Annotated in this window: 22 protein-coding genes; 15 read left to right on the plus strand and 7 right to left on the minus strand. The window is 63.7% G+C overall.

Annotated features, from left to right (window positions below; all coding sequences use genetic code 11):
• Positions 1-7: 7 nt before the first annotated feature.
• Genes JHL16_RS14180 through JHL16_RS14190 form a run of 3 tightly spaced genes read right to left on the minus strand, consistent with a single transcriptional unit; the run spans position 8 to position 2,447 of the window.
• On the minus strand, positions 8-1,228 hold the full coding sequence (locus JHL16_RS14180; protein WP_200185488.1) for a CCA tRNA nucleotidyltransferase: 1,221 nt from the start codon (positions 1,226-1,228) through the stop codon (positions 8-10).
• Positions 1,225-1,857: a CoA pyrophosphatase gene (locus JHL16_RS14185; protein ID WP_200185489.1), complete on the minus strand. Its 633-nt coding sequence runs from the start codon at positions 1,855-1,857 to the stop codon at positions 1,225-1,227. Before JHL16_RS14185 ends, JHL16_RS14180 begins: the two co-directional genes overlap by 4 nt.
• Entirely contained in the window at positions 1,857-2,447 is a 591-nt protein-coding gene (locus tag JHL16_RS14190; protein WP_200185490.1) for a DUF1285 domain-containing protein, read from the minus strand. The genes JHL16_RS14185 and JHL16_RS14190 overlap by 1 nt, the downstream gene beginning before the upstream one ends.
• 102 nt (positions 2,448-2,549) lie before the next feature.
• Here JHL16_RS14190 and JHL16_RS14195 point away from each other — a divergent pair, with 102 nt between their 5' ends.
• From JHL16_RS14195 to JHL16_RS14210, 4 genes are read left to right on the plus strand one after another with little or no spacing between them, the layout of a single operon-like run.
• The gene (locus JHL16_RS14195) at positions 2,550-3,548 is read left to right on the plus strand and encodes an AAA family ATPase (protein WP_200185491.1); all 999 of its coding nucleotides are present in this window, start codon (positions 2,550-2,552) and stop codon (positions 3,546-3,548) included.
• A 7-nt stretch (positions 3,549-3,555) separates the two neighbouring features.
• Positions 3,556-4,458, plus strand: a complete 903-nt coding sequence (locus JHL16_RS14200) for a DUF58 domain-containing protein (protein WP_200185492.1) — start codon at positions 3,556-3,558, stop codon at positions 4,456-4,458.
• Positions 4,458-7,262, plus strand: a complete 2,805-nt coding sequence (locus tag JHL16_RS14205) for a DUF4159 domain-containing protein (protein WP_200185493.1) — start codon at positions 4,458-4,460, stop codon at positions 7,260-7,262. The genes JHL16_RS14200 and JHL16_RS14205 overlap by 1 nt, the downstream gene beginning before the upstream one ends.
• Position 7,263: 1 nt before the next feature.
• Entirely contained in the window at positions 7,264-9,327 is a 2,064-nt protein-coding gene (locus JHL16_RS14210; RefSeq protein ID WP_200185494.1) for a hypothetical protein, read from the plus strand.
• On the opposite strand, the gene JHL16_RS14215 is transcribed toward JHL16_RS14210, so the two are convergent.
• Complete coding sequence (locus JHL16_RS14215) at positions 9,259-9,843, minus strand: GNAT family N-acetyltransferase (protein ID WP_200185495.1); 585 nt, start codon at positions 9,841-9,843, stop codon at positions 9,259-9,261. The two genes, JHL16_RS14210 and JHL16_RS14215, sit on opposite strands and share 69 nt — an antisense overlap.
• Before the next feature lie 192 nt (positions 9,844-10,035).
• Positions 10,036-10,491: an NUDIX domain-containing protein gene (locus JHL16_RS14220; protein WP_200185496.1), complete on the minus strand. Its 456-nt coding sequence runs from the start codon at positions 10,489-10,491 to the stop codon at positions 10,036-10,038.
• Between the two features lie 48 nt (positions 10,492-10,539).
• Between JHL16_RS14220 and JHL16_RS14225 the strand changes: the two genes are divergently transcribed.
• Genes JHL16_RS14225 through JHL16_RS14235 form a run of 3 tightly spaced genes read left to right on the plus strand, consistent with a single transcriptional unit; the run spans position 10,540 to position 14,185 of the window.
• On the plus strand, positions 10,540-12,264 hold the full coding sequence (locus JHL16_RS14225) for an ABC transporter ATP-binding protein (protein WP_200185497.1): 1,725 nt from the start codon (positions 10,540-10,542) through the stop codon (positions 12,262-12,264).
• The gene (locus JHL16_RS14230; RefSeq protein WP_200185498.1) at positions 12,261-13,397 is read left to right on the plus strand and encodes a dATP pyrophosphohydrolase; all 1,137 of its coding nucleotides are present in this window, start codon (positions 12,261-12,263) and stop codon (positions 13,395-13,397) included. The genes JHL16_RS14225 and JHL16_RS14230 overlap by 4 nt, the downstream gene beginning before the upstream one ends.
• Positions 13,394-14,185 carry an NTP transferase domain-containing protein gene (locus tag JHL16_RS14235; protein ID WP_200185499.1) on the plus strand — a complete coding sequence of 264 codons (792 nt, stop codon included), beginning with the start codon at positions 13,394-13,396 and terminating at the stop codon, positions 14,183-14,185. The genes JHL16_RS14230 and JHL16_RS14235 overlap by 4 nt, the downstream gene beginning before the upstream one ends.
• On the opposite strand, the gene JHL16_RS14240 is transcribed toward JHL16_RS14235, so the two are convergent.
• Positions 14,174-14,902 carry a sugar phosphate nucleotidyltransferase gene (locus tag JHL16_RS14240; protein WP_200185500.1) on the minus strand — a complete coding sequence of 243 codons (729 nt, stop codon included), beginning with the start codon at positions 14,900-14,902 and terminating at the stop codon, positions 14,174-14,176. The two genes, JHL16_RS14235 and JHL16_RS14240, sit on opposite strands and share 12 nt — an antisense overlap.
• A gap of 154 nt (positions 14,903-15,056) precedes the next feature.
• On the opposite strand from JHL16_RS14240, the gene JHL16_RS14245 reads away from it, so the two are divergent.
• The 8 genes from JHL16_RS14245 to JHL16_RS14280 all read left to right on the plus strand — a co-directional run bounded on the left by JHL16_RS14245 (position 15,057) and on the right by JHL16_RS14280 (position 23,897).
• Positions 15,057-15,971 carry a metallophosphoesterase family protein gene (locus tag JHL16_RS14245; RefSeq protein ID WP_200185501.1) on the plus strand — a complete coding sequence of 305 codons (915 nt, stop codon included), beginning with the start codon at positions 15,057-15,059 and terminating at the stop codon, positions 15,969-15,971.
• A 48-nt stretch (positions 15,972-16,019) separates the two neighbouring features.
• Positions 16,020-16,457: an HIT family protein gene (locus JHL16_RS14250; protein WP_200185502.1), complete on the plus strand. Its 438-nt coding sequence runs from the start codon at positions 16,020-16,022 to the stop codon at positions 16,455-16,457.
• Between the two features lie 6 nt (positions 16,458-16,463).
• Positions 16,464-17,684, plus strand: a complete 1,221-nt coding sequence (locus JHL16_RS14255) for an LptF/LptG family permease (protein WP_200185503.1) — start codon at positions 16,464-16,466, stop codon at positions 17,682-17,684.
• A complete protein-coding gene (locus tag JHL16_RS14260; RefSeq protein ID WP_200185504.1) occupies positions 17,681-18,757 on the plus strand; it encodes an LptF/LptG family permease in 1,077 nt (358 codons plus the stop codon). The genes JHL16_RS14255 and JHL16_RS14260 overlap by 4 nt, the downstream gene beginning before the upstream one ends.
• 17 nt (positions 18,758-18,774) lie before the next feature.
• Positions 18,775-19,953 carry a CDP-alcohol phosphatidyltransferase family protein gene (locus tag JHL16_RS14265; RefSeq protein WP_200185505.1) on the plus strand — a complete coding sequence of 393 codons (1,179 nt, stop codon included), beginning with the start codon at positions 18,775-18,777 and terminating at the stop codon, positions 19,951-19,953.
• A complete protein-coding gene (locus JHL16_RS14270; RefSeq protein ID WP_200185506.1) occupies positions 19,953-20,906 on the plus strand; it encodes a diacylglycerol kinase family protein in 954 nt (317 codons plus the stop codon). The genes JHL16_RS14265 and JHL16_RS14270 overlap by 1 nt, the downstream gene beginning before the upstream one ends.
• On the plus strand, positions 20,903-21,784 hold the full coding sequence (locus JHL16_RS14275) for a hypothetical protein (protein WP_200185507.1): 882 nt from the start codon (positions 20,903-20,905) through the stop codon (positions 21,782-21,784). The genes JHL16_RS14270 and JHL16_RS14275 overlap by 4 nt, the downstream gene beginning before the upstream one ends.
• 133 nt (positions 21,785-21,917) lie before the next feature.
• Positions 21,918-23,897: a putative bifunctional diguanylate cyclase/phosphodiesterase gene (locus JHL16_RS14280; protein WP_200185508.1), complete on the plus strand. Its 1,980-nt coding sequence runs from the start codon at positions 21,918-21,920 to the stop codon at positions 23,895-23,897.
• Here the strand turns inward: JHL16_RS14280 and spt are convergent.
• On the minus strand, positions 23,890-25,092 hold the full coding sequence (gene spt / locus JHL16_RS14285; RefSeq protein WP_200185509.1) for a serine palmitoyltransferase: 1,203 nt from the start codon (positions 25,090-25,092) through the stop codon (positions 23,890-23,892). The two genes, JHL16_RS14280 and spt, sit on opposite strands and share 8 nt — an antisense overlap.
• Positions 25,093-25,096: the final 4 nt, after the last annotated feature.

The following is a 25,096-nucleotide window of genomic DNA, read 5'->3' on the forward strand; positions in this document are numbered from 1 at the left end:
GCCGCTGTCAGCCTCTGGCCTCCAGCTTGTGCAGGAGGGTCTCTTTGTTTTCGGTAAAGTCCGACGCGATCCACCAGTCTTCGAGTCGCTCCAATTCGCGGCCGAGATCCGGTCCTGGCTTGAAGCCATGCGCCAGGAGATCCTGTCCGGAGAGCGGAAAGCGCGGAATGATCCATTGATCGGCGAAATCGAGAAGCGCTCTCCAAGCCGTGCGGTCGACCCGGGTCTCCGATTGTGCCCAAGCGAGCCGGACCTGATCGCGCCAGGTCGCCGGGCCAAGCCGATAGAGCACCGCGCGGCGTTCCTTGTCGCGCAACGACGGATGCGGTGAAGTATGGCTCGCGATCGCTTCGAGGCGTTTCATTTCCGCATTGGTGAGGCGCAAATGCTCGCGCAAGGCGAACGGCGACTTGGCGATGAGGATGAGCCGCAAGAGCGCGTCGGGAGCGAGGCCTTGCACGGCATCGATCTTCGCCATGCGGACAAAAGCGCTCAGCTCCGCGAGAGGCGTGAACAGCATCTTCAGCACATTGCGGGCGGCCATCAGCTTGATTGTCTCGCTCGCCCGCTTCGCTTCGAGCAGCTTGAACAGTTCCTGGCGAACGCGCTCGCTTGAGAGTTCCTTAAGCTTGCCCTTGTATCTGATGCAGGCGGCAAGCCCCTTGGGATCGGGCGCGCCGGCACCATATCGCGCATGGAATCGGAAGAAGCGCAGGATGCGCAGATAGTCCTCCTTGATGCGCGCCGCGGGCTCGCCGACGAACCTGACTCTTTTTCTTAAAATATCCGGATAACCCTTTGTAGGGTCATATATTTTCCCATCTCCTGAACAATAGAGCGCGTTCATGGTGAAATCGCGCCGGCGCGCATCCGCTTCCCAATCGTCGGTGAAGGCGACACGTGCCTTGCGACCATAGGTTTCGACATCGACACGCAAGGTCGTCACCTCGAAGGGTTTACCGCCGGTGACCAGCGTAATCGTGCCATGGGCGATGCCGGTCGGATGCACACCGAGACGGGCTTTCTCGCCGGCCGCGATGATGCGCTCGGGCGTCAGCGTCGTCGCGATGTCGATGTCGTTGATCGGCTCGCCGAGCAGCGTATTGCGCACCGCGCCGCCGGCGACACGCGCCTCGCCGCCCGCCGCCGCGAGGGCGTCGAAAACCCGGCGCAAGGCCGCATCCTTGAGCCAGGGCTCGGAGCTGAGGGAAGGCAATGTCGTCGTCATGGCGCGCGATAGAGACGGTCGTAGAGATTCATGATCATGCCGGCGGTGGCCCCCCAGATATACCTTTCACCATAGGGCATGGCATAAAAATATCTCTGCTTGCCCAACCATTCGCGGCTGTGCCGCGCATGGTTTTCCTGGCTCATGAGAAATCTGAGCGGCACCTCGAAGACGGCGGCGACTTCGCCCTCATGCGGTGCCAGCACGAAACCCGGTTTGACCAGCGCCACCACCGGCACCACATGGAAGGAGGTGCGGGTCAGATAGGCGTCGAGAAAGCCGATCGGCTCGATATAGCTCTGATCGAGTCCTGTTTCCTCGCGCGTTTCGCGCAAGGCGGCGGCGAGCGCATCCTCGCGTGGCTCGATCTTGCCGCCCGGAAAAGCGACCTGGCCGGCATGGCTCGCCAGATGATCGGTGCGCTGGGTGAGGAGCACGGTGAGCTCCGGCTCATGCAGCACGATCGGCACCAGCACCGCGGCGGCGCGCCGGGCCTTCAGCGGATCGATGGCCTTGAGATCGGGATTGAGATCATCGTCGCTGCGCGCCACGGCCTCAGGCGCGTCTTTCAGAAGCCGCGTCGCGGCGCGTGCGCGGACTTCCGCCTCGTCGAACCTGAAATCATCCATCAGGCGACTGCACCGATTTCAGCGGCGCGCTGCATCGGCCAGAAGCGGCCGGCCGACCACACGCCGAACCAGTCGCCCTCGACCGTGCCGAGCGCCACCAGGTCATAAAACAGCGCCCGCGAAACCAGCGCCTCGAGCCTTCCCCGCACCAGCACATAGGGCTTGAGACCTTCGGTCCCCGCCTCGACCGCCACGCGCATCGGATGCGTAGCGTCAATTGTGACAATGTCGTCGGTATTGGTCTCGAAGGTGATCGACTGATCGCGCCCCTTGCCCTCGACGCTCATCCTGATGGCGACAAAGGGGGCGTCATCGACCCGGATGCCGCATTTTTCGACCGGCGTGACGAGATAATACTTCCCGTCCTCGTCATGCCTCAACACCGAAGCAAAGAGCTTCATCAAGGGTTTGCGGCCGATCGGCGAGTTCAAATAGTACCACAGGCCGTCCTGCGCGATACGCATGTCGATATCGCCGCAAAAGGGCGGGTTCCACAAATGGACCGGCGGCATCCCCTTCTTGCCCGAGGCGCGCTCGGCCTCTTTCAGGCCGGCCAGGGGGTTGCCCGCGTCGCGCTCCGGCTTGGTCATGATAAGGCCATGCTTGTTCACAAGGATTTCATTAACGGATTCGGCATTTGGCGCACCAGATTTGGTTTCGCAACCGACCATGCCCAAACTATAGTGAGCCCCATGGCAAGCATCAATGAAGCTGAAAAGCATATTGTTTCCGAACTCGACCAGATGGCCGGCCGCCTGGAGAAGGTGCGTGAAGCCATCGGCAAGGTGATCTTCGGCCAGTCCGAGGTCATCGACCTGTCGCTCACCGCCATCCTGGCCGGCGGCCATGGTCTGCTGGTCGGCGCGCCGGGCCTCGCCAAGACCAAGCTCGCGACCACCCTCGGCCGCGTGCTGGGCCTCGAGGAGAAACGCATCCAGTTCACCCCCGACTTGATGCCTGCCGACATACTGGGCTCGGAAGTGCTCGATGAGAGCGAACATGGGCGCCGCCAGTTCCGTTTCGTGCCCGGGCCGGTCTTCTGCCAGCTTCTGATGGCCGACGAAATCAACCGCGCCAGCCCGCGCACCCAGTCGGCCCTGCTGCAGGCGATGCAGGAGCATCACATTACCATTGCCGGTGTGCGCCATGACCTGCCACGCCCCTTCCACGTGCTCGCCACCCAGAACCCGATCGAGCAGGAAGGCACTTATCCCTTGCCGGAAGCCCAACTCGACCGCTTCCTGGTCGAGATCGACGTGCCCTATCCGGCGCTCGATGCCGAGCGGCGCATGCTTTTCGCCACCACCGGCACCGAAGAGGACGAAGCTCAGACCGTGCTGACCTCCGGCGAGTTGATGAAGATCCAGCATCTCGTCCGCCTGATGCCGGTCGGTGAGCAGGTCGCCGACGCCATCCTGTCGATCGTGCGCGCCGCCCGCCCTGGACCCGACGCCGATGAATTCGTCAACAAGACCATCGGCTGGGGCCCGTCGCCGCGCGCCAGCCAGGCCTTGATGCTGGGCGCCCGTGCGCGCGCCTTGCTCGGCGGCCGGCTGTCGCCCTCCATCGACGATGTGCTCGCTCTTGTCGGTCCGGTCTTCCGCCACCGCATGGCGCTCACTTTCACGGCACGCGCCGACGGCGAGACGATCGACAGCGTGATCGCCCGCCTGAAGACACGGCTGAGCTGATCCCAGAATGCAGGACCGGGCAGCCCTCGCCCTCAATGACCGCGCCGAAAACCTGTCCGGCGCGCTGCCGGCGCTTCTCGTCGAGGCGCAACGCATCGCCGCGACCGTGATCATCGGCGTGCATGGCCGCAAGCGCTCAGGGCCTGGCGAGACCTTCTGGCAATACCGCCCCTATTCCTTCGGCGACACGGTGCAGCAGATCGACTGGCACCGCTCGGCGCGCTCCGACCGCGTCTTCATCCGCGAGAACGAATGGGAAGCCGCCAATACATTATGGCTGTGGGTATCGCCCTCGCTCACCATGAATTTCCAATCGCATCTCGCCAACGTGACCAAGGTGGATCGCGCCAAGCTTCTCGCCCTTGCCATTGCGAGCCTTGCGGTGCGCGCCAATGAGCGCGTCTCGCTCCTCGGCGCCGATATGCTTCCCGCCCATTCGCGTCCCGCTTTGCTCCGTCTGGCGCAGATGCTGATCGCGCAGCCCTCCTCGCAGACCTTGCCGCATTCGGTGAAGCTGCCGAAATTCTCCACCGTGCTGATGTTCGGCGACTTTCTCGAGCGCCCGCAGGAAATCGCCCGCTCGCTGAGTTCGATCGCAGCACACGGTGTGGCGGGCCATGTCGTGCAGGTGTCCGATCCGGCGGAAGAGACGCTGCCCTATTCGGGCCGCGTGCAATTCGAGGAAATGGCGGGGCCGCTTCAGTATGTCGCCGGCAAGACCGAAAGCCTGCGCGAGGCCTATCAGGCTAAATTCCAGGAGCAGCGCGCGCAGGTGCGCGACATCGCGCGGCGTATCGGCTGGAGCTTCGCGGTGCATCGCACCGACGAAGCGCCGCTCAAGATTCTCCATGCCCTGCACGGGCTGATCGGCGGCGAGAAGAGCCGCGCCAATGGCGCGAGGACCTTCTGATGCTGCAGGGTCTCACTTTCCTCACCCCCTGGGCGCTGGCCGGCCTCGCGGCACTTCCGGTCATCTGGTGGCTTTTGCGTTTTACACCGCCCCGGCCCCAACATGTGCGCTTTCCGCCGCTGCGCCTGCTGCTCGATCTTATCCCGCGCGAGGAACAGCCGGACAAGACGCCCTGGTGGCTGCTGCTGTTGCGCCTCGCTCTGGCGGCTCTGCTGATTCTCGCCGTGGCGCATCCCTTGCTGTCGCCTACTGACGCCGCACGATTTGCCGGCAATCCGGTGCTGATCGTCGTCGATGACAGCTGGGCGGCGGCAAAGGACTGGGATGCGCGTCTTGCCGTCCTGCAGGATGTCGCCGCGTCCGCCGAGCAAGCGGGCGTGCCCGTGGCGGTTGCCGGCACCACGCCGGTGGGACGTCCTTTCGATCTCCAGCCGCAAGCGGCGCGCGAGGCCATGAGCCGGATCTCCGCGCTCACCCCCAGGGCCTTGCAACCCGACCGTTTGGCGCTGCTCGAGCGTCTGCGGCAGGCCTATCGTGACACGTCCGGCCTCAGCATCGTCTGGCTGTCGGATGGTCTCGACCACCGCACGGCGCGGGAGTTCGCGCAAGGATTGCTCGGCCTCGGTGGCGGAAGCGCCACGCTCGATGTGATCGCTGCCCCCGCAACGGGCCTGCCGCTCGCTCTCGCCACCCCCGATATCGAAAGCGGTCGCCTGAAAGTGACGGCGTTGCGCGCGCCCACGGCACCGCAGGACAAGGTCGTCGCCAAGGCGCTGGCCGGCAATGGCCGCAACCTCGCCGAGACGACGCTGACCTTCGGCCAAGGCGCCCCGCGCGCCGAAGGTTTCATCGAGCTACCACTCGAATTGCGCAACGAGGTCGAGCGTATCGAGCTCGCGGATGAACGCAGCGCCGGCGCCGTCTACCTTCTCGACGACCGTTGGCGCCGCAAGACGGTCGCCCTCATGGCCGGCAGCTCATTCGAGTCGGCCCAGCCCCTGCTTTCACCGCTTTATTATGTATCGCGTGCGCTCGAGCCTTACACCGAGATCTTCGAGCCCAAGGAAGCGAACGACCTGAAGAACCAGCTCGACGCCGGGCTTTCGGTTTTGGCGCTCGCCGATATCGGCGTGCTGCCGCAAGAAGAGCAGGACCAGATTTCCGGCTGGATCGAGCGTGGTGGTCTTCTTTTGCGGTTTGCCGGCCCGCGCATGGCCACCGCTCAGGATTCGCTCATTCCGGTCACCTTGCGCGAAGGCGGCCGCGCTCTGGGCTCGGCTCTCTCCTGGGAGACGCCGCAGGTGCTGCAGCCCTTCGCCGAAACCAGCCCCTTTTCGGGCCTCGCTCTCGACAGTTCCGTGGTCGTCAACCGCCAGGTCCTGGCGGAGCCCGCCGCCGATCTGACGCCCAAGGTCTGGGCCAGCCTCGCCGACGGCACCCCGCTCGTCACCGCCGAGCGCCGCGGAAAAGGCATGATCGTGCTGTTTCATGTCACTGCCAACGCTGATTGGTCGAATCTTCCTTTGTCTGGCATGTTCGTGGAAATGTTGCGGCGCATCCTCGATCTCGCTCCTGGCGCCGGCAGCGGCGCCGGCACGGCTTCCGGCGAAGCGGCCAGCCAGGCCGCTTTCACGCCGCGCCGCGTGCTGACCGGCACGGGCGATTTCGCCGATCCCTCACCCGATGCCGAACCGATCGCCGCCGCCGATATCGACGCCGCCAGGCCTTCACCGAGGCATCCGGCGGGTTTCTACAATCGCGGCAGCCTCGAACGCGCCATCAACCTCACCATCAGCGAGGCAGACCTCGCCCCCATGCCGGCCCTGCCGGCCGGCGCAAGTCTGCGCGGACTGGAACGCGCGCCGGCGATTCCGCTCGCCCCCTATCTCTTCGGCTTGGCCGCCCTTCTCTTCCTGCTCGATTGCGTCGCCGCATTGTGGCTGGGCGGCAGCTTGCAGCGGCTGAGAGCCCGGCGCGCCGGCACCGCTGCGATGGTTGCCCTGGGCTTTCTGGCGCTTCCTCTGCTGCAGCCAGGTGCCCTGCATGCGCAGGACACCGCCGCCGACCAGTTCGCGCTCGACAGCACGCTCCAGACCAAGCTCGCTTATGTCGAGACGGGCGACGCCCAGGTCGATGAGATCAGCCGGCAGGGCCTCGCCGGCCTCGGCAATGTCCTGGTCGAGCGCACCTCGGTCGAGCCCGGCGAGCCCGTCGCCATCAATCTCGACCGCGACGAGATCGTATTCTTCCCGCTGCTCTATTGGCCCATTCTGCCCGATGCCCAGGCGCCTTCGCCGGCAGCGCTTGCCAAGCTCAACACCTATATCAAGAATGGCGGCACGATCTTCTTCGACACGCGCGAGGACGGCACCGATCTCGGCTCACTGTCGGGCGACGTTTCGGGCGCCACACTGGCACTGCGCCGCGTCGTCGAGAAGCTCGACATCCCGCCGATCGAACCGGTGCCGCCCGATCACGTCCTCACCAAGGCCTTTTACCTGCTGCAGTCTTTCCCCGGCCGCTATGAGCGCGGTCAGCTCTGGGTCGAGACCGGCGAAGGGGGGGCTGCGAATACCGGCAATGCCGACGGCGTGACCTCGATCATCATCGGCGCCAATGACTACGCCGCCGCCTGGGCGCAGGACAGTCGCGGCCAGCCGCTTTATGCGACCGTGCCCGGCGGCGAGCGCCAGCGCGAACTCGCCTACCGCACCGGCGTCAACATCGTGATGTATGCGCTGACCGGCAATTACAAGGCGGATCAGGTCCACATCCCTGCTTTGCTCGAAAGATTGGGGCAGTAGAATGGGCTGGGATTTCACCATAGCGCCGCTGCTACCCTGGCCGCTTCTCGCCGCATTGGCGGCTGCCGGGCTCGTCTTCATCGCCATCTCAGCCTTCACCCGCGGGCGCGGCTGGTTACTACGCGCCGTGGCGCTGACGCTCCTCATCGCCGCTCTCGTCAATCCGAGCCTGCGCAATGAAGACCGCGAAAATCTTTCCGACATCGCCATCGCCGTCGTCGACCAGAGCCGCAGCCAGAGCTTCGGCGACCGCACCGCCCGCACCGAGCGCGCTTTGGCCGATCTCAAACAGGCGGTGGCACGCCTCGGCAACACCGAACTGCGCGTCGTCACCGTAACCTCGAACTCCTCCGCGGAGAATGACGGCACACGCCTGTTCGCGGCCCTGAACGAAGCCTTGTCGGAAGTGCCGCCCGAGCGTTTCGCCGGCGCCGTCTTCATCACCGACGGTGAAGTTCATGACGTCCCAGGAGAGCCGGGCAAGCTCGGACTCAACGCACCGGTCCACGGCCTCATCACCGGCAGCCGCAAGGAGATCGACCGGCGCATCGTCATCGAGCAGTCGCCGCGCTTCGGCATCGTCGGCAAGGAACAGACGATCCGTTTCCGCGTCGAGCAGAAGGGCGCGACACCGGGACCGATCGGCGTCACCATCCGCACCAATAATGGCGAGGAACACACGATCGAGGTCGAGCCCGGCCAGAGCGTCTCGCTCCCGGTTCTCGTCGATCATGGCGGTCAGAACATCACCGAGATCATCGCCGATGCCTTGCCGGGCGAGCTCACCGAGCAGAACAACCGCGCGATCTCGATCATCGAAGGAATTCGCGATCGCCTGCGCGTGCTCCTGGTGTCGGGCGAGCCGCATCCGGGCGAGCGCACCTGGCGCAACCTCCTGAAGGCGGACGCATCCGTCGATCTCGTCCATTTCACCATCCTGCGGCCGCCTGAGAAGCAGGACGGCACGCCGATCAAGGAATTGTCGCTGATCGCCTTCCCTACCCGCGAATTGTTCGTGGAGAAGCTCGACGAATTCGATCTCATCATCTTCGACCGCTATCAGCGGCGCGGCATCCTGCCGATGATGTATCTCGCCAATATCGCGGACTATGTGAAGCGCGGCGGCGCCGTGCTCATTGCCGCCGGCCCTGATTTCGCCGCCGAAGACGGCCTCTACAACACACCATTGAATGCGGTGCTGCAGGTCGTGCCGTCAGGCCAGGTTTTGCAAGGCGGGTTCAAGCCGCGGGTCACCGACCGCGGTCAGCGCCATCCGGTCACGCGCGATCTTCCCGGCGCACAAGGTGCGACGCCCAATTGGGGCCGCTGGTTCAGGCTGGTGGATGCCGAGGCGCAGTCGGGCGAAGTCGTCATGTCGGGCCTCGACAGCAAGCCGCTTCTCGTCCTGTCGCGCGAGGAGCAAGGCCGTCTCGCGCTGTTGCTTTCCGATCACGGCTGGCTATGGGCGCGTGGCTATGAAGGCGGCGGTCCGCAGACCGAGTTGCTGCGCCGTCTCGCCCACTGGCTGATGAAGGAGCCCGATCTCGAAGAGGAATATCTGAGCGGCAAGCAGGACAACGACAATATCGTGATCGAGCGCCGCACCATGGCCGATACGACCGCCCCGGTGACGGTGACCCTGCCCTCAGGCGCCACCAAGCAGGTCGAGCTCAAGCAGGTGACGCCGGGCGTCTGGCGCGCCGATCTGGCGGTGACCGAGCCCGGTATCCATCGTCTGGCCGACGGCAAGCTCACCGCCGCCGTGGCGATCGGCAGCGCCGATCCCAAGGAGACGGCCGATCCCATCGCCACCGAGGAGAAGCTCGCTCCCGTCGCCCGTGCCACCGGTGGCGGCCTCTATTGGCTCGAGGACTATTCGGGCCTGCCGCGCCTCGTCAAAGCCGATGCCGGCCGCCAGATGGCGGGCTCGGGCTGGCTCGCTTTCAAGGCCAACGACGCGCATCGCGTGCGCGCCGTGCATGAGCTTCCGCTCTTCTCAACCCTGGGCAGCCTGGGCCTGCTGCTGATGGCCTTTGCCGCCATGTGGTATCGCGAAGGACGCTGACAGTTCCGCGAAGCGAAACGGCGGCAGGACGAGGCCATGCGCTTCGGCGAGCGCTCCCTCTACGAGCTCGAGATAAAGAAGCCGGTCCGAATCGACGGGACCGGGCATTTCGAGCTGATCGTCAGGCACGCGCTTGAAGCCGACCCGTGCATAATAAGGCTCATCGCCGACCAGGATCACCAGCCGGTGGCCGAGCGCTTTGGCCTTGTCGAGGCCGGCCTTCATCAAAGCGCGCCCGATGCCGATATTCTGCCGCTCGGGATGGACGGCGAGCGGACCGAGCAGCAGGGCATCGGTGCCCGCCTGGCCGATCTTGAGCGGCCAGAAGCTGATCGCACCGGTAAGCCCGAAGCCCGCATCGCGGGTCACCAGCGAAAGGCCGGCCACGGCGACATTACCCTCGCGCAGCCGATAGGAGGTCTTGGCCCAGCGGCTCAGGCCGAAAGTCAGGTCGAGGAGGTTTTCGGTGGCGGCATGATCGGCGGCGAGCGCCGCTTCGACGGTGATGGTGGACATGATGATTTCCGAAGGTCTGAGACTGTAGAGGCCCCAGCAAACGGAAGTACCGCCGGCTGGAGCGATTCAAACGCGCTGAGGCGCCGATCGGTCTCGTCGTCGCAAATGGCCGAGGATATGCAGCATCCGCTTCATGGCCGCGCCCATAACACAGGGCTGGCTTGCCGTAAACAGATAACTCGGCGCCGCCCCCTACCAGTTGGCCAGCGGCGTCCGCCCCTCCAGAACCTCGGCGATGCGCCGGCGGGTGCCGCCGGTCGTGCCCTCGGGCAAATCCGCTACCGGGAAGAAGCCGGCTTCCCTGATCTCCAAAGTCGGCGTCCAGTCCTTGCGGGTGAATTTGCGCAGGACGAAGCAGGCGACATGGTCGCCGCGAAACTTCGCCTCATTGGAGAAAAGCCCATGCAGCACCGGCCTCTCGTCGGGCACGATCCCACCCTCCTCGGCAAGCTCGCGCTCGACCGCGTCATAGAACGTTTGGCCGCGCTCGACGCCGCCGCCGGGCAGGAGCCAGCCCGGCGCATAACCGTGCCGCACCAGGAAGACACGATTGGCATCGTCGAGGACGACGATGCGTACCCCTAGCGTCATGCCCCTACGGAGCCTGAACCAGGGCTGCAAGACACGGATAAGGATTCGGCTGAGCATGGGCTGTCCTTGAGTCGGGCGGGCAATCACAGTAAAGCCAACCGCATAATGAAACAGGTATTCCGCATCTTTTTTACCGCCGAGGGCACCAGGCCCTGGGCCGTGTTGTTCTGTCTGCTGCTCGCTGGCTTTGCCGAAGTGATCAGCCTGTCCGCCCTGTTGCCGACGATCCAGGCTATCGCCAGCGAGGGCACCAATTCAGCCGGCTCGCCGGCGGTTGTCCTTATCCATGATTTCATGTCGAAATTCGGCATCGCGCCGACTTTGCCCAATCTGGTCATCGTCGTCGTGGTCTTTTTTGCATTGAAGACGCTGCTCTCCTTCGTCGCCCTGTCCTATGCCGGCATCGCCATCGCGCATGTGTCCACCACGCTCCGCCGCCAGCTGATCTCGGCTTTGTTCAATGCGCGCTGGAGCTACTACACGCAACTCCATGCCGGACGCGTCGCCAATACGATCAGCGGTGACGCGGCCTTCGCCGCCGCCGCCTATTTCGTCGCCGCACAGGTCGTCGCCTACTCCATCCAGGGTATCGTCTACGGCCTCGTCGCTTTCCTGGTCGACTGGCGGCTGGCGCTCCTCGGCATCGGCGTCGGCGTGGTCATCGCCGCCGCACTCAACTGGCTGGTCGATGTCGCCAAGCGCGCCGGCTACAAGCGTGCCGACCGCACCTCCGATCTCACCAAATTCATCACCGACTTGATCAACAACATCAAGCCGCTGAAAACGATGAACCGCTATGACAAGCTGGTCGCCCAGATGACCGGCATCCTCAAGCGCCTGCGCAAGGCGCTCGCCACCCGCGAAGTGGCGCGCCAGGGTCTGGCCCAGGGCAGCGAATTGCTCATCATCATCGCGCTCGGCGTCGGCGTGTATCTCGCCGTGACCATCGCCAAGGTGTCGCTGGCCGAGCTCGTGGTCCTGGGCATCGTCTTCTTCCAGGTGCTCTCGATCATCAACCGGCTGCAGAAGTTCCTGCAGCAGGCGGCGGAAAACGAAAGCGCCTATATACGCACCGAGGAGCTCATCGCCAGCGCGGTGGCGGCGCGCGAGACCCACACCGGAACGCTGCCCCCCACATTGACCAAAGAATGCCGGTTCGAGGACGTCACTTTCGCTCATGAAGAGACACCAGTGGTCAGGAACGCCAATCTCTCGATCAAAGTCGGCTCGATCACCGTGCTGCAAGGCGGCTCGGGCGCCGGCAAAACCACGCTGATCGATCTGCTCATCGGTTTGCACATGCCGGATTCCGGCAAGATCACGCTGGACGGCGTTTCGCTGGCCGACATCGACATCAAGCAATGGCGGCGTTCGATCGGCTATGTGCCGCAGGAGCTCAGCCTGCTGCACACGACCATTCGCGACAATCTCACCCTCGGCGACACGGAAATCAGCGATGACGCCATCAAGCTGGCGCTCGATCAGGCCGGCGCGAGCGATTTCATCCTGGAAATGCCACGCGGGCTCGACACTGAAGTCGGCTCCATGGGCGCGAAACTGTCGGGCGGCCAGCGTCAGCGCATCGCGCTGGCGCGGGCACTGGTGACCAAGCCCAAGCTCCTCATCCTCGACGAGGTGACGAGCGCCCTCGATCCCGATACCGAGCAATCCATTTGCGAGAATATCGCGGCCTTGCGCGGTCAATACACGACGGTCGCCATCACCCATCGTCCGGCCTGGACCGAAGTCGCCACTCATCTCTACAAGGTGGAAAAGGGATCCGTCACCAAGGCCCATCTTCCCCGCAAAGCAAAGGTCCCGACCGCATGAGCCTGAGGGTCACCGAAGTCCTGACAGCGGCGGACAAGACGGCTTTTCTCCGCGTCCCTCGCCTTGTCTTCGCCGATGATCCCAATTGGGTAGCTCCTCTCGATCTCGAGCGCCGCGAGCATCTCGATCCCAAGAAGAATCCCTATTTCCAGCATGCCGACGTCCAGCTTTTCGTCGCTTATGATGGCGACCGGCCGGTCGGCCGGATCTCCGCCCAGCATGACCGCCTGCGCCTCGAGCACCATCACGACGGTCGTGGCCAATTCGGCTTTATCGACGCGTTCGACGATGCTCGCGTCTTCACAGCGCTTTTGGGCGCCGCCGAAGACTGGCTCCGCAAGCGCGGCTTGCAGGCGACGCACGGCCCCTTCAACTTCTCCATCAACGACGAAATGGGCCTCCTGATCTCGGGCTTCGATACGCCCCCCAACATGATGATGGGGCACGCTTTGCCCTATTATGCGCGTCACCTGGAGGCGAATGGCTACGCCAAGATCAAGGATGTTCTCGCTTACGATTATGAAGGATTGATACCCCTGCCCCGCGCCATGCAGGCCATGGTGGACAAGGTCAAGGCATCGGGTGATCTCACGATAAGGCCACTCAGCAAAAAGCATCTGGATCGCGATCTCGCCATCATCATCGACATTTTCAACGACGCCTGGTCGGAAAATTGGGGCTTCGTGCCGATGACCCATGAGGAGATCACCGCACTTGGCAAGAATTTGAAGATGCTGGTCGGTGAGAACTACATCTCGATCGCGAGCTACAAGGGCACGCCGGCCGCGATGGCCATCACGCTTCCCAATCTGAACGATTGGATCAGAGATCTGGACGGCAAACTGCTGCCGCTCGGCTGGGCCAAGCTCGTCTGGCGGCTCCTGATGAAACCACCCCGTTCCGTACGCATGCCGCTGATGGGCGTGCGCCGCCGGTACCACAACACGATGATCGGCTCGGCGCTGGCCGGCGCGGTCATCGACACCATCAGGACTTATCATACCGGTCGTGGCACGAAGCGCGGTGAGCTCTCCTGGATTTTGGAGGACAACAGGCCGATGCGCCGCATCATCGAGGCGCTCGGCGGCACGCCCTACAAGACCTACCGCATTTATGAGAAGAGCCTGACGTGACGGGCACGGCCTGGAATGTCCTCGTGCTTGCCGCGGGCCGTGGCCCCGATGATCCGATGGCCAAAGCCTATCGGGTCACGCATAAATGCCTTGTCGAGGTCGGCGGCGAGAACATGCTGTCCCGCGTGGTGCGCACGCTCCAGGCGCATCCGATGGTCGGAACCATTCATGTCGTCATCGAAACGCGGCAATTGCTCGAGCAGGCGCTGGGCCCGCTGGCCGACCAGGTGAATTTCCTGCCGCCGCAGGAGAGCGCGGCGCACTCGGCGCTTGCGGCGGTCCGCGGCAATCCGCAATTTCCCTGGCTCATCACCACGGGCGACCATCCGCTTCTGACCGCCCAGATGCTCGACTACTTCTTCACCGAAGCGGCGGGTTACGATGCCGATCTCTCGGCCGGGCTCGCCAGCGCCGAGACGATCCTCGCGCGTTTTCCGGAAGCGAAACGGACCTTTCTCAAATTCGGCCGCGACCGCGTTTCCGGATGCAATCTCTTCGCCCTCACCTCCGAGCGCGCTTTCGCGGCTCTCGCCTTCTGGCACGATCTCGAAAAGATCCGGAAGAAGCCCTGGCGTCTGGTCGGCGCCTTCGGACCGGTGGCGCTTCTGCGTTTCGCGACGGGCATGCTGACCCTCGACAGCGCTTTCGCCGTGGCGTCGCGGCGCCTGGGTCTTGTTGCAAGACCGGTGCTGATGCCTTTCGCCGAGGCCGCCGTCGATGTCGACAAGCCGGCAGACAAGGAACTCGCCGAAAAAATTCTTGCGGAAAGACAGCGACTACCAGCTTGAGACGAGCTGGCGCGCCTGCTGCAGATCGACCGGGAAATCCACTTCGCACCATTGCACGCCGTCGAGCGCCACGGTCTTGACCGGAATACGCTTGGCCAGCATGCCGACCGCCGCCGGGAACCACTGCTTGAGGCCGGACGGGTCACGCATGGCGCGGTCGAGCGTCTCGACATAGGCTTTACCGCCGTCGCCGCGGAACAAGTAAAAGCCGATGGCTTCGGCATTGACCGTCTCGGCCGGCAAGGTTTTACCGATCTCGGTCAGTCTTTCTCCGTCCATCATGACCTTCATGTCGTCGGCGTCATAGGCCGGCTTATGGTTGATCGCGACCGTCACCGGCGCTTCCGGCGCCGCCAGGAGAACCTTGACCAGATCCGTCTTGAACAGATTGTCGCCATTGACCTGGATGAACTCGCCTTTCATCTCATGGCGCGCCATCCAGCAGCTCGCCAGATTGTCGGCGACGCTGAAGAACGGATTGAAGATGGTCTTGATCTTGATCCGTTTCTCATGCGCGATACGGGCCAGCGCTTCTTCCATGCGCGACGCGGCATAGCCGGTGACCACGGCGAATTCGGTGACCCCGCAGGCGGCGAAGGCATCGATCTGCCGACCGATGAGCGAGCGCCCGCCGATATCCAGAAGTGCCTTAGGGACTTCGGCGGTCAGCGGCAGGAGACGCTTGCCCTGCCCGGCGCCAAGAATGATGACTTTCACGATGCTTGAACTCGCTGCTCACTCCCGCTTAGAGACTCCCGTTTTCGGGCCCGGTTCAAAGCAAAATGATTCGACCGGAACCGGAAAGGCTCTATGAACGGCGAACCTCAATCGCACCCGATTCGACGGAAGTCAACGAAACTGTCCAGCCTCCATGTTTACGCTTGCCCATTTGTCTGACGTCCATATCGGGCCGCTCCCCAAGGCGGAATCCTGGCGCGACTACATCGGCAAGCGGACCTTGGGCAAGATCAGTTGGCACCGCCGGCGCCGTTTCCTGCATGATCCGGCCATCGCCAGCGCCATGATCGCCGATATCAAGGCGCATGCGCCCGATCATGTCGCCTTGACGGGCGATCTGATCAACATCGCGCTCAAGCAGGAATTCGTGGCCGCCGCCCAGTGGTTGAAGAGCTTCGGGGCGCCCGACTGGATCACCCTGGTGCCCGGCAATCACGATGCCTATCGCCCCTTCCCCTGGACGGAAGGTGCCGGCCTCTGGGGCGCTTATATGACGGGCGACATCAAGCTGCCCGGCCCGCGCGCCGCCCCCGGGGCGGAAGAGGTTTTTCCCTTTGTCCGGCAACGCCGGAACATCGCCTTGATCGGCCTGTCCAGCGCCGTCCCGCAATCGCTGTTTCGGGCCGGCGGACGCCTGGGAGCCGACCAGCTCAAGCAGCTCGGCCCTATCCTCCAGGACCTGCGCCAGCGCGGTTTCTACCGGGTGGTCCTGATCCATCATCCGCCCCTCCCGGGCCTCACGCCGAGGCGCCGGGCGCTCGACGACGATCAGCAGCTGAAGCAGATCCTCGAGGAACAGGGGGCCGATCTGGTCCTTTACGGCCATAACCATCGCCATGGCCGGACCGTGCTCCCAACCCGCTTCGGCGCCGCCCATATCATGGGAGCACCGTCGGCCACCTCGCCGGGCCACGGCACCTATGACGCGGCCGCCTGGTATCTCTATAAGATCCGCCGCGTGGACGGGGCCTGGTCGGCCAGTGTCACCATCCGCGGGTGGGACGGTCAGACCGGCGCCTTTGTAGCCCACAGCAGTTTTACCCTGTAAAAGGGTAAGAATTCTCTCATACTCTTACGTTAGGGCATGTTACAAGTTATGTCGAATGCGACGCTCGTCAAATTTGGCCTTCCCGCCACCCTGATCGCGGACTACAAGCACTGGACTGTTCTGCTGCGACCGGCGCAGGTGACCCTGGGATCGCTGATCCTGGGAGCCAAGGGAGAGTGGTCCGCCTTCTCCCAAATTCCGCCCCAGGCTTTTGCGGAATTGGCTCACGTAACCCATTGTCTCGAAACCGGCCTCAGGAACTTCCGTGCCTATGATAAGATCAACTACCTGATGCTCATGATGGTCGACCCGCACGTGCATTTCCACGTCATCCCCCGCTACGCCGCGGCGCAGCGCTTCGAGGATGTGGAGTTTCCCGATACCGGCTGGCCCGGCCAGCCCAATCTGGCGGGCGCCCTTACCTTGCCGGCCGAGACGCATGCTCGCCTGCGCGACACCATTCGCCGAGACTGGCCGAAAGACTGACCCGCCGTGTTCCGTATCGTAGACCGCTATGTCCTGCGCCAGCTCGCCAAGCCGCTGATCACCTCGGTGGTCATCGGCCTGCTCGTGCTCTTGGCCGAACGCATGGTACGCCTTCTCGACACCACGCTCGGCAAGAAGAATTCGATCGGCGTCGTGTTCGAGATGCTGGCCTATCTGGTGCCGCATTATCTCGGCGTGGCCTTGCCGGCCGCCTTGTTCCTCGGTCTTCTCTTCAGTTTCAACAAGATGTCGCGCGACAGCGAGATCGACGCCTTCCTCGCTTCCGGCATCGGGCTTCACCGCATCGCCCAGCCGGTGGCCATCCTGTCGCTCATCCTGGCCGCCCTTTCCGTATTGATCGTCGGCTGGCTCCAGCCGCATACCCGTTACGCCTATCGCGCCGTCGTTTTCGACGTGAAGAATGTCGACGTCTTCTATCTCGCCGAGGAAGGCATCTTCATGCAGGCGGGCACCCGCACCTTCATCCTCGATAAGCTCAATCGCTCCGCCGGCTCATTCGAGCGCATCTTTCTCTTCGACAATCGCGGCAATGGCGGCATCGAGACGGTGACCGCCTCGAACGGACGCCTCATCGAAAACACCGATACGCGCCTGCCGGTGTTGCGCCTGCAGAACGGCCATCGCCTGCAGATCGACCGCATGCCGAGCCTCGCGCCGGACCAGACGCCACCCAGTTCGACGGTCAGCAATTTCGAGGAAGCCGACACGCCGCTCGGCCAGGTGGCCGACAAGACCTTCAGGCCGCGCGGCAATGACGAACGCGAACTCACGCTTCCCGAGCTCATCACGCTGCAGGACAATCCGCCGGCGGGAGCCAAGCCTGATCAGATGCGCGCCGAGCTGCACAAGCGCATCATCGCGATGCTCACCATGCCGATGCTGCCATTCCTCGCCGTGCCATTCGCTTTGAGCCGGCGCCGCAACCAGCGGACCTACCGGTTCGGCGTGGCGCTCATCCTTCTGGTGGCCCTCCACGAGGTCATCGAGCAAGGCGCCATCGCAACACGCTCGAACGGCACCTCGCCCTGGCTCACCATGTGGCTGCCATTCCTGTCGGTCACCGCCTTTGCCGCCTGGCGCTTCTGGTCTGCGAGTTTCACCTTGCAGCCGGACCACCTCGACCGCGTCATCGATCGCTTCGCGACCGCGATGAGACGGTTCTTCAGCAGAATAACGGCTCGCTTCCGGCGCGGAGAAGCGGCATGAAGATCATCGGCTGGATGCTCACGCGTATGGTCCTCATACGCTTCATCTTCATTCTCCTCGGCATTTCGATCTTCGTCATCACGCTCGACATCGTTGCCTATTCCAAGGAGATATTGGCGATCGGCGATGGCGGTCTCGACGCCGTCTTCACCTATGTGATGATGCGGGCTCCCGGCACGCTCTCGACCTTCCTGCCGATCAGCGTGCTGATTGCCCTGCTGCTCGTCCTGATCGAACTGAGCTACCGCAACGAGCTGCCGGCGATCTGGTCGTCCGGCGTATCGCCCTTCCGTGTCATGATGATGCTCATGCCTTTCGCCATTCTGGCCGGCGGGCTGCATTTTCTCCTCAATGATCAGGCCGTGCCGCGCACAGCGCCCACGCTGCGCGAATGGGGCATCGGCGACTACGACGAGAAGAAGCTGAAGGTCGGCGGCGAGAAGGACCCGATCTGGATGCGGGCCGGACGCGACATCCTGCGGGCCGGCAGCGCCAATGCCCAGGCGACGGAACTCGAGGACGTCATCATCTTCCGGCGCGACGAAGCCGGTCTGTTGCGTGAGCAGATCATGGCGAAAAGCGCGGTGCTCAGTCAGGATCGCTGGCACCTCTCCAACGTGCTCGTTTACTATCGCGAGAACCTCCCGCCCAATCGGCTCGATCAGATGATTTATTCGGGATCCTTCCGGCCCGCCGCTGCCGGCGCACGCTCGGGCGACCCCGAAGAGATGAGCATGAGCGATCTGAGCTATTTCGTCGAAAATTCGGGCTTCGGCATCCGGCCGACCTGGGTCTATCAGACCTGGTGGCACAAAAGACTGGCGATCTTCGTCACCGCTTTCGCCATGGTGGCGCTGTGTATTCCGCTGGCGGCGCGTTTCCGCCGCGGCGGCGGCATCGGCATCATGTTCGCGGTCGGGATCGGTCTCGGCTTCGTGTTCTTCATCGCCGACGGCATCGCGCTCACCATGGGCGAGCTTGGCTTCGTGACGCCATGGTTCGCCGCCTGGGCTCCGGTCCTGGGCCTCGCCGCGATCGCCGGTTTCATCACCTTCCGCACCGAACGCCTATGAGCCTGGAAAACGCGACAATGAACGCCGCTCCGGCCGGGCAGGGAACGCAATCGACGTCGAAGCCGGCGTTTTGCTTCGTCGGCTCGAGCGATATCCACTTGTGGTCGCTGACGCCGGTGGAGCGCCTGCGCCGCCAGTTCGCCCGCGAGGGCGTGACGACGGAGGTCTCCTTCGAGCAGGCCTCCCGGTACAATGGGCCGGTGATCTTCGTGACGGCCGACGCGGTCCTCGATCAGCCCTTGATTCCCATCCTGGCCACCCGGTCCAATGTGCTGATCATCGGCACCACCGGTCGTGGCAGCGCGCCGCTCGCCGTACAAGCGCCGGGCCAGCATGCCGGCGCCATTGCCGAGATATTGCTCGAGGGCATCGAGCCTTCGTCCGATCTCGGGCTCCTGTCGCGTACCCCCGACCAGCTCGATGCCAAGTTCTGGAAGGCGTTGCGCAAGCGCGAGACGCCTTATGCTTTCCGCGTGACCGCCGACAACCGCCCGGATGTCGAGTGGCGGATGTTCATGGGCACGTACAAGGGTGCCACCGACCTGGTGACCAAGCATCTTTGGCCGCGCCCCGCTTTCGCGGTGACCCGTTGGCTGGCGCCGCGCGGCGTCACGCCGAACATGGTTACTTGCGTCGGCGCGGTCATGGTCTTCCTCGCCTTCTGGCTGTTCATGCAGGGCCAGTATGGCATGGGCCTTGCAGCGGCCTGGCTCATGACATTCCTCGATACCGTCGACGGCAAGCTCGCGCGCACCACGCTGACCTCCAGCAAATGGGGCGACGTGTTCGACCATGGTCTCGACCTCATCCATCCACCCTTCTGGTATGTCGCCTGGGGCATGGGTCTCGCTTATGCCGGCCATCCACTCGATGACACGACCTTCTGGACCGTCATCGCGGCGATCCTCGGCGGTTATGTGCTGCAACGGATCATGGAGGGTATCTCCATCAAGTGGCTGGGCCTCGAAATCCACATCTGGCGCAAGATCGACACGGTGTTTCGCCAGATCACCGCACGCCGCAACCCGAATCTCGTGATCCTGACGGCCTTCACCTTGATGGGCCGGCCCGACTGGGGCCTCATCGCGGTGGCCTGGTGGACGGTCATCTGTCTCGTGTTGCACGGCCTGCAACTCGCCCAGGGCCTCGCCGCGAAACGCGCCGGCCCCCTTGAATCCTGGATGGCGAAGGGCTGATGACGCGCGGTCTCATCGTCAATCCGCTATCCGGCAAGGCGAGCGGCAAAGGCCTCGAACTGGCCGCCCTCCTCAAGGAGCATCCCCAGATCATCGTCCGGGTGCTGGCGAATTTTTCCCAGCTCAACCCGTTCATCGCGGAAATGGCCGAGGCCGGCGTGACCGATCTGTTCATCAGCTCGGGCGACGGCACTGTCCAGGCGATCCAGACCGAGATCGCCGAGCGTTATGCGCCGAAATTCCTTCCGCGTCTTTCGCTTCTGCCGCACGGCACGACGAACATGACCGCCGCCGATCTCGGTTTCCGCAACCGCGACGTGAAGGTTCAGGCTGATTTCATCGCCAACCGGCAGCCGCGGGTGATGGTCACGCGTCCGACCCTGCGTGTCGCCAATCCCCGTGACGGCCGCGTCCGTCACGGCATGTTTCTCGGCACCGGCGCCGTCTGGCAGGCAACTGTCTTCTGTCAGGACGTCGTCCACGGCACCGGCTTGAAGGGCGAATTCGCCACTTTCGCGACGCTTGCCAGCGCCGTCGCCAAGGCGCTGTTCACCCGCGCCAATCCTCACGATACGCAGAGGATCGACCGCCCCTATCCGATCAAGCTCATGCAGGATCGCGCGGCGGTCGTCGACGGTGAGCATCTGATGCTTCTCGCCACCACGCTCGACAAGCTCATTCTCGGCACCAAACCCTTCTGGGGCGGCAAGAACGGCCCGATCCGCGTTTCGACATTTCCCTATCCGGTCCCCAGCATCACACGCTGGCTGCTGCCCTTGATGTATGGCGGCGAGGGCCGCCGCGTACCGCAAGGGGCGCGCAGCGTCTCCGGCCGCGTCTTCGAGATCGCGACCAGCACGCCTTTCGTCATCGACGGCGAGTTCTTCGAAACGCCGGCCGACGGACCGCTGCGGGTCGAAACCGGTCCCGAATTCGCGTATATTTGCGGATGATGGACAGGCCGCCCGCAGAACTCGCAGCCCTGGTCGCCACGACACTCGATCGTCCGCTCTCCGCCGATGTCCGGGCGATGGCCGATCATGTGTTGAGCCGGCATAAGACAGCCGCCGCCATTCTCGCTTATGGATCCTGCCTGCGCGGCGTCGGCACCGATGAATCGCTGATCGATCTCTATGTTCTCTTCGCAAGCGATGCGGATGTGAGCGCCAATCCGGTGAGCCGCATCGGCGCTCGTCTGGTGCCGCCCAATGTCTATTATGCCGAGACGGTTCATGATGGCCGCACCTTGAGGTGCAAATACGCCGCCACGACCTTGCCGCTGTTTGCCCGGCACATGCGCACTGACACGAAGAACCCTTATTTCTGGGCGCGTTTCGCGCAGCCCGCCGCCCTCGCCTATGTGTCGAACGACGAAAGTCGCGCACGTGTCGTCGCGGCGGTGAGCCAGGCCGTCATCACCATGTATCGCGCCGCGCTCGCCTCTGCACCACAAGGGAGCGCCGCGGCCGATACCTGGCGCCGCGGTTTCGAGGAAACCTATCGGACCGAGCTGCGCCCCGAATCTGGCAGCCGCGCCGGCGAGCTCGTTGCCGCGAATGCCGCCTTCTACGAAAAGGCGGCCATGCTGATCGGAGAGCCTTCGGTGCCGCCTGTGTCCTGGCGGCTGCGGCGCTGGCAGGGCAAGGCCCTGTCGGTCGCGAGACTTGTGAAGGCGGCCTTCACCTTTGAAGGCGGCGCTTCCTATGCGGCCTGGAAAATCGAGCGGCACAGCGGCAACAAGATCGAGCTTTCACCCTGGCAGCGCCGGCATCCAGTGCTTGCCGGCTTCATGCTGCTGCCCAGGCTTTTATGGCGCGGCGCCGTCAAGTGAAACCATATCGCATTGCAGTAGAGCCGCTCGATTAACACCATATTTACCAAACAAATATCAGATAAACTGTGTTAGTCTCTCCTTACGGCGTTTCGGTCTAAGTAAATCCTCGGGATTCACAGTCCGGCGGAAGATGAAACACTCGATCGTCAAGCGGGCGATCTCGGTCGCACATCGCAGTGTCATGATCGCGCTGTTCGGCGCGTTCCTGCTGGCTGTCGCTGGAATGATCGAGCGCTCGATATTCGAAAACTGGGCGCGCCAGATCGACGCCCGGCTGCAACGGGCGAGTCTCGTTGCCAATCAGATCGCGCTGTTCGACGAGCGCCTCTCCATGTTCGCCCATATGGCCGTATCCAGCGGCGATTGGCGGTGGATCATCCGCTACGAAAATGCCGTCCCGCTGCTCGATCGCTCGATTGCCGATGGGATCGCGATGGCCCCCGCCGAGGCCGCGAAGCGTTTCACCACCTATGGCAAGATTTCCAACGAAGCGACCACCAATATGGAGCGCCAGGCACTGAGCCTTGTCCAGAAAGGGCAGAAGGCCGAGGCCGAGGCGATCCTCGATTCGCGCACTTATGCGATGGAGAAGGCGCGGCTGACCAGCGAAACCGGCCGCCTCGTCGAGGCCACCCGTCAGCAGCTGCGCACTGATTTCGCGTCGGTCTCAAAATTCTCGCAGCTGTCGAAATTCTGCCTCGTGCTGATCGGCTTGGGAATCCTGTGGTGGGCTCTCTACCGCAATCTCCGCCGCTCGGAGGACGTCTTCGCCGAAGCTGAGGACAATATCCGCTTCCTCGCCATGCATGACGAACTGACCGGTCTCGCCAACCGGCGCGCGCTGAGCGGCGTTCTCGGCGAGAAGCTCCATACCGTTTCCACCGGGGGCAAGAAGCTTGCGTTGATCTCGCTGGACATGGTCGGCTTCAAGAAGGTCAACAGTCTCTATGGCCACGTCGCCGGCGATACGATCCTCGTCGCCTTGGCCAAGCGCCTCCAGTCCAATCAGAGCGATTTGACCAACACTTTCCGCGTCGGCGGCGACGAGTTCGTGATCCTCACCGAATTCGCCGACGAGCAGGATCTCGAGGCGCAATGCGACCGGCTGATCAAGCTGCTGAAAAAGCCGATTGCTGCGGCGTCCGGCACCATATCCCTCAATGCCCGCCTTGGTGTCGCCAAGGCGCCCCAGGACGCGACCGATCCGCAATCGCTCTATCGCAAGGCCGACATCGCACTTCAGCATGCGCGCGGCGAGCAATCCGAGGCCACCGTCTACTACAATGCCTCGATGGACGATCGCATCAGGCTGCGCGCCCGCATCGAAACCGAACTGCCGGCGGCGATCGAGCGCGGCCTCATCGTGCCGTATTTCCAGCCGGTCGTGGAGCTCGCCACCGGACGTCTCGTCGGCTTCGAGGCTCTCGCCCGCTGGGAGCATCCCGATGACGGGCTGATCAGTCCCGACTCCTTCATCTCGGTCGCCGAGGAGGCGGGTCTCATCGACGACCTGTTTATCTCCATCCTGCGGCAGGCCTGCGCCAGTGCGCGCCTGTGGCCCCCGCAGCTTTCGGTGTCGGTCAATCTTTCTCCCATGCAGCTCGTCAACCCGAATATTTCGGTGCGCATCCGCGACATCGTCAAGGATGCCGGCATCACGCCGCAAAGATTGGAGATCGAGATTACCGAAAGCGCCCTCGCCGCCAACTTCGAGTCGGTGCGCCAGCCGCTGGTCGATCTCAAACTGCTCGGCATCTCCATCGCGCTCGATGATTTCGGCACCGGCTATTCGAGCCTGCAGCATCTCTCCGAGCTCCTGATCAACAAGATCAAGATCGACAAATCCTTCATTCGCCCTTCGGCCGATCCCCAGCAGAACGCCAAGATCGTGCGCTCCATGCTCAGCCTCGCCCGGAGCCTTGGTGTCGCGACGACGGCGGAAGGCATCGAGCTCAAGGCGCAGGCGATCGAGCTGCAGCAACTCGGCTGCATCTACGGCCAGGGCTTTCTCTACAGCCGGCCGGTAAACCAGCTCGCCTGCCTGACGCTGATCGAGAAATGGGACGCTGCCGCCGCCCGCCCCTCGCCGCGCATGCGCGAGGTCAGCTAGCCTTTTTGTAGTGGCCCTGCGCGACGACCTCGCCGAACAACGCGATGATCCGGTCGATGTCCTCGAATGTATGCGCCGCCGACACCGAGCAGCGCAGCAGGCATTGCTTGCCGGGCGTGCCGGGCGGCAGGGCGATGTTCACATAGACGCCGGCATTGAGAAGCGCATTCCACATGGCGATGGTCGAAACCTCGTCGGGGCAGTTCACCGCCACGATGGGGCTCACGCTGTCGCAGCCGAGCGCCAGGCCCAGCGCCTTGAAGCCGTTGAACAGGCGGGCCGAATTGACCGCCAGGCGTTCGCGCCGCTCGGGCTCTGCCTTGAGCTTGCGGATCGCCGCCAGCGACGTCGCCACCGTCGCGGGTGACGGTGAGGCGGTGAACATATAGGGGCGCGAGGTATAGCGCAGCATGTTGAACAGCGGATGGTTACCGGCGCCGAAGCCGCCGATCGCGCCGATGCTCTTCGAGAAGGTGCCGACGACGAAATCGACATCGTCCTCGAGGCCCGCCTCGTCGGCGAGGCCCCGGCCGTTCGGACCCAGCACGCCGAAGGAATGCGCTTCGTCGACGAGCAGCTGGAAGCCGTGTTTCTTCTTGACCTCGACGAAATCGGCGAGCGGAGCACGGTCGCCCAGCATCGAATAGATGCCTTCGAGGACCACCAGCCGGCCGCCCCCGTCTTCCGAGCGCGCCAGGCGCTTGTCGAGGTCGCTCGCGTCATTGTGGCGGAAGCGCACCAGCTTGGCGCCCGACAAGGTGCAGCCGTCATAGATCGAGGAATGCGAGTCGGCGTCGAGATAGATCGTGTCCTTAGGCCCCGCGAGCCCCGCCAGCATGCCGAGATTGGCCTGGTAGCCGGTGGTGAACATGATGCAGTGCGTGCGGTTGAGAAAGCCCGCCAGTTCCTTCTCGAGATCGCGATGCAGGGCATAGGAGCCGTTGGCGATGCGCGAGCCCGTCGTGCCGGTGCCGTAGAGGCCGAGCGCCTCCTGTCCGGCAGCGATGCAGTCGGGCTCGAAGGTGATGCCCATATAATTGTTGGTGCCGGCCAGCACGGTCTCGCGGCCGTTGATGATGGCGCGGGTCGGCGACAGGATCCGGTCATTGGTGAGGCTGACCGCATTGACGCCGAGCGACATCATGCGCTCATGACGCTCGGCTATGCCGCGGTGCTTGTCGAAGAGATCAGTCATGGGA

Origin of the sequence: Taklimakanibacter albus (genome assembly GCF_016595235.1) — a bacterium.
Taxonomy (GTDB): domain Bacteria; phylum Pseudomonadota; class Alphaproteobacteria; order Rhizobiales; family Aestuariivirgaceae; genus Taklimakanibacter; species Taklimakanibacter albus.